Below are 18,307 nucleotides of genomic sequence, written 5' to 3' on the forward strand. Positions count from 1 at the left end.
AAAAAAGTCCTTAGCGTGTATCAGAAGGTGAGAAAGAGTTTAACAAGGTGTTTATGCGCTGCTCAACAGCCGCTACTTTACTTTTTAGCGCTCTATTTTGCTGTTTAAATTGCTCGAGCTCTAACGGATGAATGGTTATCGCGAGCTCATCTTGGAATAAGCTGCTAAGCATTGTACTTATTTTTGTGTGAGCTTTAGTGCCTTGATGTTTGAGCATCGTTAAGTTTTGAAATAACAGTTGAGCAGGAGCATCACCAATGTAGTTAGATAGTTGCTCAGGCCAATCAATATCAAGGCTTGAAAACGCACTACTATAGGTTTGTGCAATGTTTAAATCGCCTTGTAAGTCGAGCTTATCTTGGCGAATCAATTGAGTAAGCATTGCAGGGTTTTTAAGTGCTAACAGCGTATTTATATCGGCGCTTATCATGCAATCTGCATTTTCGTTATTTAGTGCGCTGTATAAATGCAATTGTTCATCACTGTAAATTAGCTGAATACTTTGCTGCCAGTCTCTTACTTCAACTACTAAGCGCTGATGTTTAACTGTACTTAGCTTTTGTGATAATTGCGGGTCAAGATTAAGCGCTTGATTTAGTACTCGCTCAATAAGCGACAGTATAAAATTAGGTAACATAAAAAACTCAGCGGGTGTTACGCCACTATTATTGTTAGCTGTGTTATCAAGCGCCATAAATGCCTGCCTTAATATTTAAAACCACGGTGTAGAGCAACAATTCCGCCAGTAAGGTTTTGATATGTTGTTTGCTCAAACCCTGCATCTTCCATCATTGCTTTTAGAGTGTCTTGGTCTGGGTGCATACGAATGGATTCAGCTAAGTATTTGTACGATTCGCTGTCATTAGCAACTACTTTGCCCATGGTTGGTAATAAATTAAACGAGTAAAAGTCGTAAGCTTTACTAAGTAGTTCATGCTCAGGTTTTGAAAACTCTAATACAAGTAAGCGACCACCTGGCTTTAATATACGGTACATAGAGCGTAATGCTTTGTCTTTATCGGTTACATTACGTAACCCAAAGGCGATGGTGATCACATCAAAGCTATTATCTGGAAATGGTAGCATTTCGGCGTTCATTTGAACGTAATCAATATTGCCAACTAAGCCAAGATTATGCAGTTTTTCACGACCAACTTTAAGCATAGATGAGTTGATATCACCCAATACAACTTGGCCAGTTTCGCCAACCAATTGACTAAATTTTGCTGTTAAATCGCCAGTGCCTCCGGCTAAATCAAGAACGTGATGGCCTTTACGAACACCTGAGCTTGCAATGGTTTGGCGTTTCCACAAACGATGCACACCAAAAGACATTAAATCATTCATTACATCGTATTTTGCAGCAACTGAGTGAAATACATCAGCAACCATAGAAGCTTTGTCGTTCTCGGCTACTGTTTTATATCCAAAATGCGTGGTCTTTTGTTCGGTTTCGTTCATGATTAATCTCTATCGTGACAATAGAGGTTAGTGTACTTGATTGTACGCGGTAGGTGCAATTTGAATATGATTTATCAGGTAATTTATTGACCAGCGGTGTAGCTGCTAAGCCCTAAAGAGCGAGCTTTAAATGCCGCTTGGGAGGCTTTTTTAGCTAACTTATTAAAATCATCTTCATGTTGATGCTGAGCAATTCCTAGTGATAGGTCAATACTAGGCAGTTTAATACCTGTTTTTGAGCTCACAAAGCGAAGTTTTTCAACACCGTTACGCACTTTTTCAGCTATTAAGTTTGCGGTTTCAGCATCAATATCGGCCAACAAAACAATAAACTGATCTTTAGCTGTACGCCCCGGTAGGCCGCTTTGAAAAACATATTTTTGTAATTGTTTTGCTACCTTATTTAATATTACTTCACCAATGATGTCTCCATAGTTTTGTGTGAAGTGTTCAAGGTTGTCTATTTGAATAGCAATAGCGCAAATTGATTTTTGTTGGTTGCTCCAAGCTTGAGCTTGCTGCGTTAAGTAATAGCGTTTATAGAGGCCTGTTTGGGTATCTACAATGTGTTGCTTTCGAAGTTGGGTTAGCTGTTTTTGTGTTTTTTGATGCAGCTGTTTGGCTTTGATTAACTCTTGTTTAAATTGCTTATGTTGATTCAACAACTCAGCAGTTTGGTTGTTAAGGCCTCTAAGCGCTTGGCGACTTTGCTCTATATTATTTTCATCAAGTGTATGCACACATTCACTTACGTGGCCTGCAAAGCGAATTATTTGTTTTTCCGTTGCTTGGGCGTTGTTAGAGAGCGACGTTATTACACTATCAACATTTTGAATCATATTGATTTGTGTTGTATGGCCAGTATTTAAAAACTCACTATAGAGCTGCTCTATTAAAACACTATCAATATTATCATTTTTAGAAATTATGCGGTCTAAGGCATCATTTAGTTTGTTATTAACTTGGCTAGTATAAGTATAAATAACTTGATAGTTAAGTGGCGTAGGGGGAAGCGAAAAGCGCTCTAAAAAAATACACACTTTAGTCATTTTTTCTTGAGCAATAGCCATGGAATCATGGAACATCATTATTAAACACCAACTAAGTACGCATTAATCGCAGGTTTAAAATATCTCATTCCGTGAGGTGGTAATGCGTCCGAGCTTTTATTGTTTTAAAACAGTAACCATATTAGCGGCCATTTAAAAGCAAAAATGAGGGTTAGGGAACATAAATTTAGTTTTAACCGTTTAACCGCTGCTTTTGTCATCAATTAAACTGATTTTTATATACTTTTATGTATAAAACCTTAAAGCTTGGGAGGCCAATACAGTAAAGCTCATCTCATTTACTTGCTATTTATTTACTCTACGATAGCTTAAAGCAATCTGTTGCATTACTAAGCTAAATTATAATGAATTATTTATTACCAAAAACGTTTCGCCAGTCTCTTTTTAGTATGGCTGTTTTATGTTCATTAAGTGCATGTCAAATAACAACCCCAAATGCAAATGAGCAATTTACTAAAGTTGCACAATCTATTGTGCAATATAGAGAAAGTACAAGCCCTTATAGCAGCCCTCAGGGTGTTGATGGTTATTTGTTAGCTAACTTATCGCCTGATTATTTAGAACAAGAATATAAAAATAAAATACAACTCTTGGCTGATTTAGATGCAGTTGATACTGCTAAATTGAGTGATGAAAACCAAATTAACTTTAGTATTATTCGTGCGCAGGTCCAAAACAGCGTTGATGAATATGTATTTCATGCGCACTACATGCCACTCACTTCGGAATATGGCTTTCATTCTGGGTTATCTTACATAATAAACAGCTCTCAATATAAAAAAGAGCAAGATTTAGAAGTGTATCTTGCGCGTTTGGCGCAAATTCCACGCTTTTTTGAGCAAAATATCTATTGGATGAAAAAAGGCCTAGAAACCGGTCTCACTCAACCAAAAGCTGTACTTAAAGGCTACGAAGACTCTATAACAACCTATATTGTTGACGATGTAACCCAATCAGAATTTTATAAACCATTTTTAACCAATACAGCGGGCTTGAGTGATAGTGACTTTTACGCTCTTCAGCAACAAGCTAAGGCTGTGTTAAAAAATAAAGTTATCCCTGCTTATAAAGATTATTTAACGTTCTTCACCCAGCAATACCAACCCGGAGCTCGTACAAGTATTGGTATTTCAGATACGCCTAATGGCGAGGCATTTTATAAAAATAGAGCTAAATACTACACCACCACAGATATGACACCTAAAGAGATCCACGAGTTAGGCTTAAAGGAGGTGGCTCGTATTCGTAGTGAAATGGAAACGGTCATAGCGGAGGTGGGCTTTAAAGGCACGTTTGCTGAATTTGTTCACTTTTTACGAACCGATCCACAATTTTATGCAACAACACCAGAGCAGCTTTTAAGGGAAGCGGCTTATATTGCAAAAAAAATGGATGCGCAGCTACCTAAGTTATTTCATACATTACCGCGTATGCCTTATGGTGTAGCGCCGGTGCCTGCAGCTATAGCGCCAAAATACACAACAGGGCGTTATTCAGGCTCAAGCCGTGACGATCAGGCTGGCTTTTATTGGGTAAACACATACGCGCTTGATAAGCGCCCACTTTACGTTTTAGAAGCGCTTACTCTGCATGAGGCTGTACCTGGGCATCATTTACAAATATCACTAAATGCTGAGCTTGAAGATTTACCGAGCTATCGTCGAAATGCGTACCTTTCTGCCTTTGGTGAAGGGTGGGGGCTTTATTCTGAATATTTAGGAATAGAGGCTGGCTTTTACCAAGACCCATACAGCCGTTTTGGGCGCTTAACGTATGAAATGTGGCGAGCTGCACGTTTAGTGGTTGATACAGGTATGCATATGTACGGCTGGAGTCGTGAGCGTGCTATGAACTTTATGAGCGAGAACACGGCGCTTTCACTTCATAATGTAAAAACCGAAACCGACCGTTATATATCGTGGCCTGCGCAGGCACTTTCATACAAGATTGGTGAGCTAACAATTAAACGTTTACGCACAGAAGCTGAGCAAGCACTAGGGCAAAACTTTGATATACGTGAGTTTCATCATCAAGTATTGCGACATGGCTCTGTGCCATTATCGGTGCTAGAAACACAAGTGCGTTTATACATTAAAAACGAGCTAGAAAATTCGCAAAATTAACGCTCAAGGCGTATAAACCTTGAACAAATAAAGGTGTTGTGTCATTTTGGCGCAACACCTTTTTTATTTTTTAAAACAGCCATCAAGGGGCCTTGGATGAGCAACTTTATAATTTTTAGTATTGATGTATTTGCGAGTATTTTTATTGTCGCACTTGGGCTAATTGTTCTAACTGTTATTATTTTTTATTTTCGTGATATTACACAAACAAAACATGCAATTAGGCGCAACTACCCGGTTATTGGCCGCTTTAGGTATTTTTTTGAACGCCAAGGTGAATTTTTTAGGCAATACTTTTTTGCCCAAGACAGAGAAGAAATGCCATTTAACCGCGCAGAGCGAAGTTGGGTTTACCGTGCGGCAAAAGATGTAGATCGCACAGCGGCATTTGGCTCAACACAAAGCCTTGAAGTAACCGGTACAGTCATGTTTATGAACTGTGCTTTTCCTACTTTAGATGAGGAAGCACTCGACCCAAGTAATGTTACTCTTGGGCCGCATTGTAAAACGCCTTACACCACAAACTCATTATTTAATGTGTCAGGTATGAGCTTTGGTGCACTTTCAAAACCAGCGGTACGTGCTTTATCAAAAGGGGCAAAGCTTGCTGGATGTTGGATGAACACGGGCGAAGGGGGCTTGAGCCCTTACCATTTGGAAGGTGGGGCCGATTTGGTGTTTCAAATTGGGACAGCAAAATATGGTGTGCGTGATGAGCATGGAAACTTAAGCACCGACAAGCTAAAAGAAATTGCAGCTCATGATCAAGTTAAAATGTTCGAGCTTAAAATGAGCCAAGGTGCAAAACCTGGTAAAGGCGGTATGCTGCCTGGTCGAAAAGTAAATGCTGAAATAGCAAAAATTAGAGGAATACCTGAAGGACAAGATTCAATTAGTCCAAATGGTCACCCTGAAATTAAAAAGCCTAGTGATATTTTAGATATGATTGCCACAGTGCGCAACGCAACAGGCAAACCGACTGGCTTTAAAGCGGTAATTGGTGATTACACTTGGCTTGAAACACTCTTTGCTGAAATAAATCATCGCGGCGTTGAGTCAGCCCCTGATTTTATTACAATTGATAGTGCCGATGGTGGTACGGGCGCTGCGCCGCAACCGCTATTAGATTCGGTTGGTTTACCACTGCGTGAAAGCTTACCGCTTGTTGTTAATATGCTTGAAAAGCATGGACTTAGAGAGCGTATAAAAGTTATAGCATCAGGTAAACTTATTGTTCCTTCAAAAGTGGCGTGGGCACTTGCGCTTGGCGCAGATTTTGTTGTATCTGCTCGTGGGCATATGTTTGCATTAGGGTGCATTCAGGCAATGCAATGTAATAAAGATACCTGCCCAACAGGGATCACCACCCATAATAAACGATTGCAAAAGGGCTTAAACGTTGCAGGTAAAGCGCAGCGAGTTGCTAACTATAATAGGTATATTCATTATGGCGCTGGATTAATTGCTCACTCATGTGGTGTAACAAGTGCACGCGAATTAGGGCGTAAACATGTGCGAATAGTGCAAGAAAGCGGGCTTTCTGAGCCGTTAGATAAAATTTATGAGAACTATCAATAAGAGCGCAAATAAATGCGTCAATAAGCGCTGGTAACTGCATTACAGGTAAAAAGGCGCCTTTGCGCCTTTTTTAATTAAGCTGGCTTATTAACAAACTAAAAAAGGCATCTTTTGTTTCGCAGGTTTGCGCATTTAAAATCAGTTGCTCGCCTAGTGCCAGTGTTTGCTTTTGTACGTTAAGGCGTGTGCTTTCATCGCTAATGCTATCAATATCAATTACGTGTGCTAACCCTATGGTACGTCTAATAAGCTCTGCGCCACAGTAACCTATAGCATCTTGCAACACGTTTTTCATAAAATATTGCGCATAAGCATCGCTATTAAGTGCCTCATCTACTGTTTTGGTATTAATTAAATTAAGCCAGTGTTGTTCAAATAAGTTGTAGGTTTCGACAATGCAGCTAAGCAAATGTGTTTGATAGTTACGACGAGCAACAAACTCTTCTATATGCCCTGCTTGTGCGCAGTAGTTTAGTAGTAAGTTGCCAATAAAAGAGCCAATATCAAATCCTATAGGGCCAAAAAAGCCAAACTCGGGATCAATCATCTTAGTTGTGTTTGTATCAACAAAAATGCTGCCGCTGTGCATGTCGCCGTGTAGTAATGTTTGCGGGTTAGATAAAAAATTAGCTTTTAATTTAGCTATCTCTAACTTAAGTACTCGGTTATCGCGAAGAGCTTTCACTTGCGCAGCTAGCTGCGCCGGAAAGTTATTGCGCTCATGATCTGTGTACGGATCGCTAAAAAATAAATCTTCGGTTATTTGGCAAAGCTCAGGGTTAGTGAATTGCTTAACTAATGCTTTTTTGTGTTGAGCGGCTAAGTAAAAATCTGAGTTGTAAAAACCTGTGTGGCTTAAGTAAGTAGCCACATGCTGGGCTAATTTAGGGAATTGCTGCGCGTTATTTTGTGCAGCGCGCAATATTTGTAAGCTGCCTAAATCTTCTAAAATAGTGAGTGCATAATCATGATTGTAATGCAGCACTTTTGCCGTGTATTTGGGGCAAATAGCACCATGATTAAGTAATACTTGCGCTTCAATGCGGGCTCTATCAAGCGTTAATGGCCACGACTCACCCACGCAGCGGGCATAAGGTAGTGCCTGCTTTAAAATAATGCTGTTGCTTTGCTCATTACTCACTCTAAAAACTAAATTAAGGTTGCCGTCACCAAACTCATACGCAGATAAGTTTTGCCCTGCGATAAAAAAATCACATTGCTTAGAATCAATTAACGAATTTACGTATTCGATTGCGCGCTGCGGATTAAAAGCGACATAGTTAGCCATGGTCAAATCTCACATTAACTTTTTGGGCATTCTATACCTTTAAATGTTTAGATGTCTACAAGTCTAACTTGAGAGTTATTCAAACTGATGTAAAATACCTTTACGCATTTAAATTAAGCAAAGTCACCATGCAAAACTTAGTAGCAAGCAGTTTAAAATATGAAAACGGTACATTGAGTGTACTAAACCAATATTTACTTCCGCATCAGCAAGTGTGGCACGAGTGCAGTAGCGTTGAAGCCATGAAAGAGCTGATCATTAGTCTAAAAATTCGTGGAGCGCCCTTAATTGGTTTAGGTGCTAGCTTGCTTGTTGCTTATTTAGCAGAGCAAGGCGCTACAAAAGCAGCGCTTGATGATGCTATTAATGAGCTGGAAGCCACACGCCCAACAGCGGTTAATTTAATGCATTGCATGGCCGCATTACGAAAAGCGCTTAACCAAAGTGATTTTGTAATAGCTATAGTAGCCACTGCCGAGCGCCTATTTATTGAAGACATTGAGTTGTGTGAACGTATGGCAACCTTTGGCGCTGAACTTATAAACAGCGGCGATAACATTTTAACGCATTGTAATACCGGCGCATTGGCAACCGCAGGGATAGGCACTGCTTTAGGTGTTATTTATAAAGCGCAGCAGCAACATGGCAATGTACATGTATGGGTTGATGAAACCCGTCCATTATTACAAGGTGGGCGTTTAACTGCGTTTGAACTTGAGCGCTGGAAAATATCGTACACACTCATTTGCGATAATATGGCAGCAAGTTTAATGGCGGCAGGCAAGGTTGATAAAATAGTTGTAGGGGCAGACCGTATTGCCGCTAATGGCGACTTTGCTAATAAAGTGGGAACGTATAATTTAGCGGTATTAGCGCATTTTCATAATATTCCTTTTTATGTTGTAGCCCCCGTGACCACACTTGATACACACACCATTTGCGGAAGTGATATAGAAATAGAGCAGCGAAATAGCGCAGAAGTACGTGGTGTAAGTGGCAGTTTTGGTGAAGCGTTATGGGCGCCAACTAATGCCAATGTTTACAACCCCGCGTTTGATGTAACACCTGCAAAATTAGTAACAGGTTGGGTATTAGATACCGGTGTTTACGATAAAAGTGATGTAGAAAGTGGGGCATTAGCGGCGCTTAAGTAGTTTTAAATACCGCTCCACTTTCCCCTTTGCGGAGCGTATTACCTTACCTATGGAAGCAACGGAAATTGCTTCGCAATCTCAGATTCAGTGCTTTTTGCAACCCAGCCCTCGGTGTTATTAAATAGTCTAATAGCGGTAAATTCTGGGTCGCTACCCATATCAAACCAATGCGGGGTAAGGGTTGGTACTGAGATTAAATCGCCTTTTTGGCATAACACTTGGTAAATTTTAGTGCCCATATGTAGACAAAATAGCCCTTGGCCTTTTACAAAAAAGCGTACTTCGTCTTCACTGTGAGTGTGCTCAAATAAAAACTTTTCACGCATTTGTGGTGCAGCCGGGTTACCTTTAGCAAGCGAAATAACATCTACAGTTTGGTAACCGTTTTTTTCTTTTAAGCGTGCTATATCATTTTTATACGCATCAATGATCTGCTCATTTGTAGTGCTTTCGTTAATTTGAGCATTTGCTTGCCACTGCTCAAAGCGCACATTTACTAAAGCTAATTGCGCTGCAATTTCATCTGCATTTTCTGTACTGGTAAGTACATTTTTAGGGTTGTTGTCAGCATAAATTGTTAATTGGCTCATATAAATTGCTCTAATTTAACATTGGTAAAATCATGCACATAAGGATGCTCGCTTTGCGTTTGTCCATCACGTATTAAATGAAGTGTTTTAAGGCCTGCAGCTTTTGCGGCATCGAGTTCTGCGGCTACATCACTTAAAAATAATACCTCGCTTGCATCAAATGGCAGCTGTTCAATAATGGTGTTATATGCTGCTTGCTCTTGCTTTGCGCCTACTTTTGTATCAAGAAAGTCGTTAAAAAGAGCGCGAATATCACCGTAGTCGCTGTATTTAAATAGTAACTGCTGCGCTCTAACTGATCCTGACGAGTACACATAAAGCGCAATATTTTGTGCATGTTGCGCTTGTAAAAAGTCGAATGCATCTGGGTATAAGTGACCTTTAAAATCACCATGTTCGTAACCAGTTTGCCAAATAAGCCCCTGTAATTGCTTTAAAGGCGTTATTTTTTTATCTTCTTCAATCCAAGTGAGTAAAACGCTAATGACTCGTTCTAAATCGGCGTTAGGCTCATCAATAATCGTTTTTACAGCCGTTATTTGCTCTGCAACATGGGCTTTTTTAGCGTTTAATCGTAAAAAGGTGGCCAATTGCTTTGCTGCATACGGAAATAGCACGTCTTTTACAAAAGAAATACGTGTAATGGTGCCTTCAATGTCGGTTAAAATTGCTTTTATCATTATAGGTTTGCCTCAATGCCTTCTATTTTTATGCGCTCTAGTTCACAGCTAAATAAAAACTCTAGGCCTTCTAAGTGGCGAAGTGCTTCTTTGTAATTGCGTCCAACTACGTACACGCCATGTCCACGAATTAATACAGCATGCTCAATAGGGGTATGTAAGTGATGATCGCTTAACAGCAAACCTAAGCGTTCTATATCTTGGTCGTTTTCAAAAATAGGGATGCTTAGGGTATCTAAGTGTGAGGTAACACCACTGAGCGACTTTTGCATTTCGTAACCTGATAAATTTAACGTATGGCTTTTTATCACTCGCGATAATACGGTTGCTGCAACCGAGTGCGTATGCAGCACTACGTTAGCGTGCGGTATAAGTTTGTACATACCTAAATGCAGTTGCGTTTCGGCCGATGGGTTGCCAGCACCTTTAATGCGGTTTCCTTCATGGTCAAGCTCAATAAAGGTGTGTGTACCCAGTTGGCCTTTATCAAAGCCGCTAGCGGTAACTACAAACCCTGATGCAGTGCGTGATGAAAAATTGCCACCAGTTGCAGGTACCCAGCCTTTTTGGCTTACCCACTTTCCAGCTTCAATAAGTTGTGAAATAGCGGTATTGTTTTGCATACGTTCCTCACTAATGAGCATTAAGCTTGTTATTTTAGACGGCTATACTTCTGTTTTAAGCAATGATAGCATCGCTTTGAGCGCAAAACCATCATTAAGGGCATCACGTGTTTGAAAGTAAATTACCAAATTTAGGTGTTAGTATATTTAGCCAAATGAGTGGCTTAGCTAATCAGTTTTCAGCAATTAACTTATCGCAGGGCTTTCCTGAATTTGACGCTCCCGCACTTTTAAAAACACAGCTAAATTACTATGTTCAGCAAGGTGTAAATCAGTATTCGCCCTCAAGCGGTGTACCACGATTACAGCTGCAAATAGCCAATTTAGTTGAGCGAAAATACGCTGTAAAAATTAATGCGGCAGAGCAAGTTACGATTACATCGGGTGCTACTGAGGCGCTATTTGTTGCTATTCAAACTATAGTACGCCCTGATGATGAAGTCATCGTATTCGACCCCGCTTATGACTCTTACCAACCCGCTATTGAGTTAGCAGGCGGTAAGGCAGTACATGTTGCGTTAAATGCGCCTAATTATACAATTGATTGGCAGATAGTTAGCCAATCAATCACTAAAAATACTCGCGCTATTATTGTTAATACGCCACATAACCCAAGTGGTAAAATACTGCAGCCGCAAGACATAAAAGCACTTAAAGAGTTGGTAAGTGCTCACAAAATCTTTGTAATTAGCGATGAAGTTTATGAGCACATCACTTTTGACGGCCAGCAACATTTAAGTATGCTGCGCGATGAGCAACTAAGAGAAAAAAGCTTTGTTATATCAAGCTTTGGTAAAACATTTCATAGTACAGGTTGGAAAATGGGTTACTGCATTGTACCTGCACACCTAGCTACTGAATTTAGAAAAATCCATCAATACGTTACATTCTCAAGCTTTACGCCAGCGCAGCATGCACTCGCCGATATGCTAGAGCAACAGGGCGAGCATGTAGATGAGTTAAGTGGTTTTTATCAGCAAAAACGCGATTTATTAATAAAGCATTTGAGTGATAGCCGCTTTAATATTTTACCAAGCCAAGGTACTTACTTTTTATTGCTCGATTATAGTGATGTGTCTGACTTAAACGGTGTTGATTTTTGTCACTGGCTTGTAGAGCAGGCAGGTGTTGCGGCGATTCCACTTAGTGTGTTTTATAAGCAGCCCTCAAATGATAAAGTGATTCGACTATGTTTTGCTAAAAACGATGAAACCTTAATAGAGGCTGCGCAAATATTATGTCAACTTTAACGCTTACCTTAGTGCAAAGTGAGCTGCATTGGCTCGATAAAGACGCCAATTTAGCCATGTTCGATAAAAAATTAGCAGAGATAACCGCTAACCCCGATTTAATTTTATTACCCGAAACCTTTGCCACTGGTTTTGCTATTAACCTTGATTGTGCAGAGCCTGAAAACGGCAAAGTACTCACTTGGCTAAAAGCGCAAGCACATAAGCATAACGCAATTATTGCAGGGTCGGTATTAGTTGTACAAGGTAATAAAAAAGCCAATCGGTTTTATTGGGTAACCCCTAAAGGTGAAGTGAATTATTACGATAAACGCCATTTATTTAGGTTAGGAAGTGAGGGCGACTATGTTGTAGCAGGGCAAGCGCGTAAAACATTTGAAATTAATGGCTTTAAGCTACTTCCACAGGTGTGTTACGACCTTCGCTTTCCGGTTTTCCAACGTAATAATAACGACTACGATGTAATGATAAACGTAGCCAATTGGCCTGCAGTTCGTCGCCACATTTGGGATACGTTATTAATGGCGCGCGCAATGGAAAACTTATGTTACGTAGTGGCTGTAAACCGTGTTGGCGATGACGGTAACGGCGTTGCGCACAATGGCGGTACGGCCGTATACGACTTTAAAGGCGATACGCTCGCTAAAGCAAAAAATAATACGCAAGAGTTACTCACTGTAACGCTTGAAAAAGCACCGCTGGAAGATTTTAAAACCGCGTTTCCCGCTTATTTAGATGCCGATCCGTTTACGCTAACTTAAATTATCTTCACGTAGCACTAAAAATATTAAGTGCTAAAATAGCCGCTGATATTTTTATTGGCGGCTTTATGAATACATCCCTTATTACACCGGTAATTTTAGCGGGCGGCATTGGCACTCGGCTATGGCCGCTTTCTCGCCAAGCGATGCCTAAGCAATTTTTACCCTTGCTTGATAACACGCACTCGTTATTACAAAGCACTTTAGCGCGTGTATCAGGTGATCAGTTTGCAAAGCCAATACTTGTTTGTAACGAGCAACACCGTTTTATTGCCGCCGAGCAAAGCACAATTGCTAACCCGCAAGGGCTTTTACTAGAGCCGCAGGGTAAAAATACGGCACCTGCTATTGCGTTAGCTGCGCATTACGCACTACAGCAGGGTATTGAAGGGCCAATGTTGGTGATGCCAGCCGATCATCATATTGAAAATTTTGCTGAGCTAACACTTCAGTTAAATGATGCTGTTAAATTAGCTGAGCAAGGCATGCTAGTTACATTTTCAATCACACCCACCAAGGCGCACACCGGGTTTGGCTATATAAAGCAAGGCAGTAAAATTTCCGGCTCAAACTGTTTTGAAGTCGCTGAATTTAAAGAAAAGCCAAATCTAGCTACGGCGCAAAAATACTTAGCTGAAGGCCGCTATAGTTGGAATAGCGGCATGTTTTTATTTACGCCACGTGCTTATTTAAATGAGCTTGAACGTTTTGCGCCAAAAATAGCGCACAGTGTGAAAGCGGCATCTCAGTTTTCACACGACTTAGGTTTTACAAGGCCAAACATAGAGCCACTTAAAAGCTGCCCAAGTGACTCTATTGATTACGCTATTTTAGAGCGCAGCAATAATGTAGCGGTTATGCCCGTTGCGCTTAAATGGAGTGATGTAGGTAGCTTTAGCGCTCTTGCAAGTCTTACTAAGCAAGATGCGCACGGTAATAATGAAAACCAAAATCATATAGCGCAAAACAGTACTAATAATTTTGTTATTAGCGAACATGACCATAGTATCGCAACGCTTGGGGTAAGTGACTTAGCCATTATTCACACTCACGACGCCACACTTGTTGCCGATAAAAATAAGCTCGATGGCTTACCTTTATTACTAAAACAATTAGCAATGGGCCAAAGCGATAAACTCAATCACCATCAGATTGTGTATCGTCCATGGGGTAACTACCGCACTTTGGTTGAAGGTAGTGGTTTTAAAGTTAAAAAAATAACCGTTAATAGCGGTGCTAAACTTTCGACGCAGCGCCATCAGCATCGTGCAGAGCATTGGGTGGTGGTATTGGGTATTGCTGATGTTCGTATTGATGAGCAAGCATTAACACTCAACCATGACCAATCTTGCTATATTGCAGCAAAACAAATACACAGTTTAGCTAACAATCAAAAAGAGCCGTTAATAGTCATTGAAGTGCAAACCGGCGCTGTACTAGATGAAAGCGACATAGAGCGATTTAATGATAAGTATGGTAGAGAATAAAAACCTTAACCTGTAAAAAAGCCCATTACCCCAACTGCCCGCGCACGTACTTTAAATATTGCTCTAGGCTGCGCTGCCATAGTTCTAACGCTTCATCAAGCAGGTTGTTATGGGGTTTATTATCAAGCAATCGGCGCTCTATCTTTTTCAGTTCAATGCCGTAGCGGTTAAATCCGAGTTGTAAAGCGGTGCTTGCTTGGCGGTGCAATAACTTAATGCATTGCTCGGGTTGATGGTCTATTAAACCTTGGCAACGTATTAGTTTGTTACGCGCAGAGAGGACAAACTCATTATAAATAGACGACACTTCGTCTTCACTAAACGAACTCGTTAGCGTTTCTGCGGCGGTTTCATCATATAAGGTATCAACAAGCTCTACGGCAATATTTGTTGTCTGATTTGATTGAGAATCACTAAGCGCTTGTCTTAGTTTTTCGTGTTTTATTGGCTTACCCACAATGTCTTTTATTCCTAAAGATAAATATTCCTTTACTTCATCAGGGCTAAGGCTTGCTGTAAAAGCAAGTACAGGGGTGCGCTGGTTTTTATGATCTATGCGTTTTAGCTGCTTGAGTACTTCTTGCCCTGTGAAGTCAGGTAAGTTCATATCAAGCAATACAACATCGAAATGATGGGCTTGCATCAGCTCAATAGCGCTTTTACCATCTTTGGCAAGCTTAATTTTATGCTCATCATCGGCCATAAATTCAATGGCAATTTTTTGGTTTAAATCTAAATCTTCAACCAGCAAAACATCTAGGCCTGTTAGGTAATCCTTTGTTTGGTGGCGTTGCTCTACAAGGCTTAATTCGCCTATAGCAAAGGTTACAGAAAAGCTAAATACACTGCCTGTGCCTAATTGGCTGGCTATTTCTAAGCGACTGCCTAGTTTTTCTAAAAGTCGACTAGTAATAGCAAGGCCAAGGCCTGTGCCGCCTTTTTCTTTGCCGGCACTACTTTGTACATAAGGCTCTGTGAGATAGGCTATTTCGTCGTTTTCGATGCCGGGGCCTGAGTCTTTTACACTAACTTTTATGGTGTGCTCAAGCTGCTTTTCGAGGACTAAGTCGACCTGAATTTTAACACTTCCGTAATCAGTAAACTTAATGGCGTTGCCCACTAAGTTAATAATTATTTGCCTTAATTTTTGTTGGTCGCAGTAATAACATGCTTGCTCGGGAATATTACAAATTAGCTCAAACTTAAGCTGCTTTTGCTCTGCAAGCGGGCTCAATAACAAGCATAAGTTATTAAGCCATGTCTTAAATTCTATATCCTCCTCGTAAAGCGCTTCATCGCTTTGATCTAGGCTTGCATAGTCGAGTACTTTATCGACCAATAAGTTAAGTGACTCGGTGGAGTTAATAATTGCCTCGCAGTAGGCTTTATTTCGCGTGTCACTTGTTTGGTTCATAACCAGTTGCGCACTGCCGAGTATGCCATTAAGTGGAGTGCGTATTTCGTGGCTAATCGTTGATAAAAATAAGCCACGTATTTCCAAATCTTTTTGTGCTTTGTCGGCTAATTGGTTTAAGTTTTGCTCTCTGCGTTCATTACATAATAGTGCCATGCCTGCGGCATAAAACATGGGAGCAATAACACCATTCAAAAAAAGTAATAAACTAAACCAGCCGCTTTCTGATAACGTTGCTTGGTTGATGTTACCCATAAAAAATGAGCGGCCAATAAAGCTAAATACAACCAACGTTAAAATGGTTATGTAAACAATACTGCCATTGGGGTAGGGCTTACGGGCATACTTTATAAAAATATAAAGTAAAAATATTGCTTCGGTTATGTGTTGTAAATCTGAGGCTAGTATTCGCTCTTCTAATGATGGGTTTATAAATGAGTAGTAAAATAGCATTACAGCGCTAAAAAGAGTAAATGAGCACAGAAATTTAAAGCTTAAGCCCCGGTAATTTAAAAACTGGCTTAACGACAAGCAATGCACCAGTGACGCTGAAAACATCATTAGGGTGGCAATGCTTACTACAACAAGGTTGTGACTTTCGACTACTGTGGTAAAGCCTATTGCAGCACCCAGCAATAAAATGGGATAAAAAATATAAAGTAGCGTACCAGGAGTATTTTTATTTGTTCGCCATGTTAAAAAGTTAAGAAAAGTCATGACGATCATAGTCGCAATGCTGGCAAAAAAAAGAGTAAAGGAGTCGAGCATTAATATTCCAGCAAAAGGAGTTTAGTTGAGAATAATAAAAAGTATGGTATTAGACAAGCATATAACACATACAAAAACAGACACTTAAGTGTCTGTTTTTAAAGTTACCAATAAATATTTAGGTTAGCGAATTTCGTCTGGAATATTTTGCTGTGCCCAAGATAGTAGCTCAATACGATTACGACATTTAGTTTTTCTAAATGCGCTGTATAAGTGAGTTTTAACTGTGTGCGGGCTAATACTTAAATCTTCTGCAATCTCTTTGTTTTTAGAACCTTTGCTCATAAGTGAGATTATTGCTTTCTCTCGCTTTGTAAGTTTAACAGGCTCTATATCACCTTCGGTTAGTTTATGTAGTGCATCTTTATTAAACTGAAGCATACGGTTTAGTGCGTTACACATTATATCGCGGCGGTACCAAAGTTGATCTTCAAGTAATAAACGAATGCCCTTCATTAATACATCGGCGTTATCTGTTGTGTAAAAAACACCACGAATACCGCTTAATAGCGCGCGGTTAGCGAGCTCTGGGTTTTCGTCTAGATTAAATAATATGATATCGCATTTAATACGCAGGTTTACTAATTGTTCTTTTAGCTTTCCCCATGCATCTTTACTAGATGTTTCAATAAACAGAAGTCGAGTCCCTTCAGGCACATCTAAAATGTTTGTACCAGTGGTTACGTCAAGGCCTTGCGTTTTTAACAAAGGTTCTAAAACGTTAATACCAATAGTGTTAATTGGCTCTTGATCTAATAACAAAAAGGCTGAACTGCTCATGTTTTTTACTCTTTTATAAAGCTGACTGATTGAGTTTACCACGACTTCCACACCTTTTGTATTAGAAAGTCGCCGATGTACTCAAGAACAAATACGATTTTACGATTATTTAAACATAAAATGTTGCAAATAAGTAACTGTTTTTCACTTTATAATCATGAAAAACCATAACATTTGTAACTAAATATTTGAGCCGGATAATTTCACTAAAATAATTAATTTACTTTTTAGTGCTCTGATACGGTGGCCAACCCATTTCTTTACCGCCAAGCATGTGTAAATGTATGTGGTAAACAGTTTGCCCACCATGTTCATTACAGTTCATTACTACGCGGTAACCCTCATCGCTAAAGTTATATTGTTTTGCTAATTTAGCAGCAACCACATACAAATTACCGACTAAATGAGAGTTCTCAGGCGTAATATCATTGATTGTTGAAATTGCTTTTTTTGGGATAATAAGAGCATGAAAAGGAGCTTGTGGGTTTATATCTTTAAATGCAAGTGTGTCTTCGTCCTCATAAATAATGTCTGCTGGGATTTCTTTATTTATTATTTTGGTAAAAATAGTTTCTTGGCTCATGCTGTGTCCCTAATTAAGTGGTACGAAATTTAAGCTCACTAATGACAAACTTTCAAAGCAGTGTCAAACTGAAATCAAATAAAGGAGTTAATATGCTTAAACCAATTTTAATAGGTAGTGCTGTTGCATTACTACTTAGTTCTTCTGCTAATGCTGAAAATATTCACTTCCCAGAAGAGTTTGTTCCTTTGCAAGTGGGCGATCGTATACTGGAAAGTTCTTTGTTTAGCCGTATTGATGATGTAGAGCTTGCACCGGGCACTTATCAACTAAAACTCAAATATACAGACTTATACGAAGATGATTACGATACACACGAAGTTGTAGAGTCAGAACCGTTTTGGGTGAATGTAACTATTGAGGCTGGTAAAGACTATACCTTAGTGTTTAACCGTGCTGAAAATGCAGTGTCTGCAAAAGTGTTCGCTGAAGCACCACAAGTAAGTTTAAAAGCAAAAAGTAGCGCGGTGGCGAAACCTTTAAGTGTTGTTTCTAATACCCAGCTTGCAAGTAATAAACCTGCAATGCAAAACACAGTTCCAGCAGGGCCCTCACGCCCTAGTCAGCCAATAAAGCCTATTGCGCCTATAAATGGAAAAGGAATGCCAAGTGCACCCCAAATGCTCGACTTTTGGTGGCAGCAAGCCACTGCGACGGAGCGAAAAGCATTTTTAGAAAAAGTAACTAAGTAAAATAG

Annotated in this window: 17 protein-coding genes; 7 read left to right on the plus strand and 10 right to left on the minus strand. The window is 39.9% G+C overall.

The annotated features are described in order from the left end of the window. Positions 1 to 10: 10 nt before the first annotated feature. From J8L73_RS15885 to J8L73_RS15895, 3 genes are all read right to left on the minus strand, one after another. Positions 11 to 694: an SCP2 sterol-binding domain-containing protein gene (locus J8L73_RS15885; protein WP_211018515.1), complete on the minus strand. Its 684-nt coding sequence runs from the start codon at positions 692 to 694 to the stop codon at positions 11 to 13. An 11-nt stretch (positions 695 to 705) separates the two neighbouring features. Next, the gene (gene ubiE / locus J8L73_RS15890; protein WP_058548777.1) at positions 706 to 1,461 is read right to left on the minus strand and encodes a bifunctional demethylmenaquinone methyltransferase/2-methoxy-6-polyprenyl-1,4-benzoquinol methylase UbiE; all 756 of its coding nucleotides are present in this window, start codon (positions 1,459 to 1,461) and stop codon (positions 706 to 708) included. A gap of 83 nt (positions 1,462 to 1,544) precedes the next feature. Continuing rightward, complete coding sequence (locus J8L73_RS15895; RefSeq protein WP_211018546.1) at positions 1,545 to 2,531, minus strand: diguanylate cyclase; 987 nt, start codon at positions 2,529 to 2,531, stop codon at positions 1,545 to 1,547. A gap of 344 nt (positions 2,532 to 2,875) precedes the next feature. On the opposite strand from J8L73_RS15895, the gene J8L73_RS15900 reads away from it, so the two are divergent. Further along, positions 2,876 to 4,654 (plus strand): DUF885 domain-containing protein, encoded by a 1,779-nt coding sequence (locus J8L73_RS15900; protein ID WP_211018517.1) that lies wholly within the window; start codon positions 2,876 to 2,878, stop codon positions 4,652 to 4,654. Between the two features lie 96 nt (positions 4,655 to 4,750). Next, positions 4,751 to 6,232: an FMN-binding glutamate synthase family protein gene (locus J8L73_RS15905; RefSeq protein WP_211018519.1), complete on the plus strand. Its 1,482-nt coding sequence runs from the start codon at positions 4,751 to 4,753 to the stop codon at positions 6,230 to 6,232. Between the two features lie 70 nt (positions 6,233 to 6,302). Here the strand turns inward: J8L73_RS15905 and mtnK are convergent, their stop codons facing one another. Continuing rightward, the gene (gene mtnK / locus J8L73_RS15910; protein ID WP_211018521.1) at positions 6,303 to 7,520 is read right to left on the minus strand and encodes an S-methyl-5-thioribose kinase; all 1,218 of its coding nucleotides are present in this window, start codon (positions 7,518 to 7,520) and stop codon (positions 6,303 to 6,305) included. 128 nt (positions 7,521 to 7,648) lie between these two features. Here mtnK and mtnA point away from each other — a divergent pair, with 128 nt between their 5' ends. Then, the gene (gene mtnA, locus J8L73_RS15915) at positions 7,649 to 8,674 is read left to right on the plus strand and encodes an S-methyl-5-thioribose-1-phosphate isomerase (protein WP_211018523.1); all 1,026 of its coding nucleotides are present in this window, start codon (positions 7,649 to 7,651) and stop codon (positions 8,672 to 8,674) included. A gap of 47 nt (positions 8,675 to 8,721) precedes the next feature. Here the strand turns inward: mtnA and J8L73_RS15920 are convergent, their stop codons facing one another. Genes J8L73_RS15920 through J8L73_RS15930 form a run of 3 tightly spaced genes read right to left on the minus strand, consistent with a single transcriptional unit; the run spans position 8,722 to position 10,567 of the window. Further along, positions 8,722 to 9,264 carry an acireductone dioxygenase gene (locus J8L73_RS15920; protein ID WP_211018525.1) on the minus strand — a complete coding sequence of 181 codons (543 nt, stop codon included), beginning with the start codon at positions 9,262 to 9,264 and terminating at the stop codon, positions 8,722 to 8,724. Beyond that, positions 9,261 to 9,944, minus strand: a complete 684-nt coding sequence (gene mtnC, locus J8L73_RS15925; RefSeq protein ID WP_211018526.1) for an acireductone synthase — start codon at positions 9,942 to 9,944, stop codon at positions 9,261 to 9,263. The genes J8L73_RS15920 and mtnC overlap by 4 nt, the downstream gene beginning before the upstream one ends. After that, positions 9,944 to 10,567, minus strand: a complete 624-nt coding sequence (locus J8L73_RS15930; protein ID WP_058548769.1) for a methylthioribulose 1-phosphate dehydratase — start codon at positions 10,565 to 10,567, stop codon at positions 9,944 to 9,946. Before J8L73_RS15930 ends, mtnC begins: the two co-directional genes overlap by 1 nt. 107 nt (positions 10,568 to 10,674) lie before the next feature. On the opposite strand from J8L73_RS15930, the gene J8L73_RS15935 reads away from it, so the two are divergent. The 3 genes from J8L73_RS15935 to J8L73_RS15945 all read left to right on the plus strand — a co-directional run bounded on the left by J8L73_RS15935 (position 10,675) and on the right by J8L73_RS15945 (position 14,065). Beyond that, entirely contained in the window at positions 10,675 to 11,817 is a 1,143-nt protein-coding gene (locus J8L73_RS15935; RefSeq protein ID WP_211018528.1) for a methionine aminotransferase, read from the plus strand. Beyond that, positions 11,805 to 12,578, plus strand: coding sequence for an amidohydrolase (locus tag J8L73_RS15940; RefSeq protein ID WP_211018530.1), 774 nt, complete (start codon positions 11,805 to 11,807; stop codon positions 12,576 to 12,578). Before J8L73_RS15935 ends, J8L73_RS15940 begins: the two co-directional genes overlap by 13 nt. Before the next feature lie 68 nt (positions 12,579 to 12,646). After that, positions 12,647 to 14,065 (plus strand): mannose-1-phosphate guanylyltransferase/mannose-6-phosphate isomerase, encoded by a 1,419-nt coding sequence (locus J8L73_RS15945; protein WP_211018532.1) that lies wholly within the window; start codon positions 12,647 to 12,649, stop codon positions 14,063 to 14,065. Between the two features lie 25 nt (positions 14,066 to 14,090). Here the strand turns inward: J8L73_RS15945 and J8L73_RS15950 are convergent, their stop codons facing one another. The 3 genes from J8L73_RS15950 to J8L73_RS15960 all read right to left on the minus strand — a co-directional run bounded on the left by J8L73_RS15950 (position 14,091) and on the right by J8L73_RS15960 (position 17,610). Next, the gene (locus J8L73_RS15950; protein WP_211001529.1) at positions 14,091 to 16,247 is read right to left on the minus strand and encodes an ATP-binding protein; all 2,157 of its coding nucleotides are present in this window, start codon (positions 16,245 to 16,247) and stop codon (positions 14,091 to 14,093) included. Positions 16,248 to 16,370: 123 nt separating this feature from the next. Continuing rightward, complete coding sequence (locus J8L73_RS15955; RefSeq protein WP_211018534.1) at positions 16,371 to 17,027, minus strand: response regulator transcription factor; 657 nt, start codon at positions 17,025 to 17,027, stop codon at positions 16,371 to 16,373. Between the two features lie 220 nt (positions 17,028 to 17,247). Next, complete coding sequence (locus J8L73_RS15960) at positions 17,248 to 17,610, minus strand: histidine triad nucleotide-binding protein (protein WP_211001527.1); 363 nt, start codon at positions 17,608 to 17,610, stop codon at positions 17,248 to 17,250. A gap of 92 nt (positions 17,611 to 17,702) precedes the next feature. Between J8L73_RS15960 and J8L73_RS15965 the strand changes: the two genes are divergently transcribed. After that, positions 17,703 to 18,302 (plus strand): DUF2057 domain-containing protein, encoded by a 600-nt coding sequence (locus J8L73_RS15965; protein ID WP_211018536.1) that lies wholly within the window; start codon positions 17,703 to 17,705, stop codon positions 18,300 to 18,302. Positions 18,303 to 18,307: the final 5 nt, after the last annotated feature.

It is taken from the genome of Pseudoalteromonas sp. MMG006 (assembly GCF_018101025.1).
GTDB lineage: Bacteria > Pseudomonadota > Gammaproteobacteria > Enterobacterales > Alteromonadaceae > Pseudoalteromonas.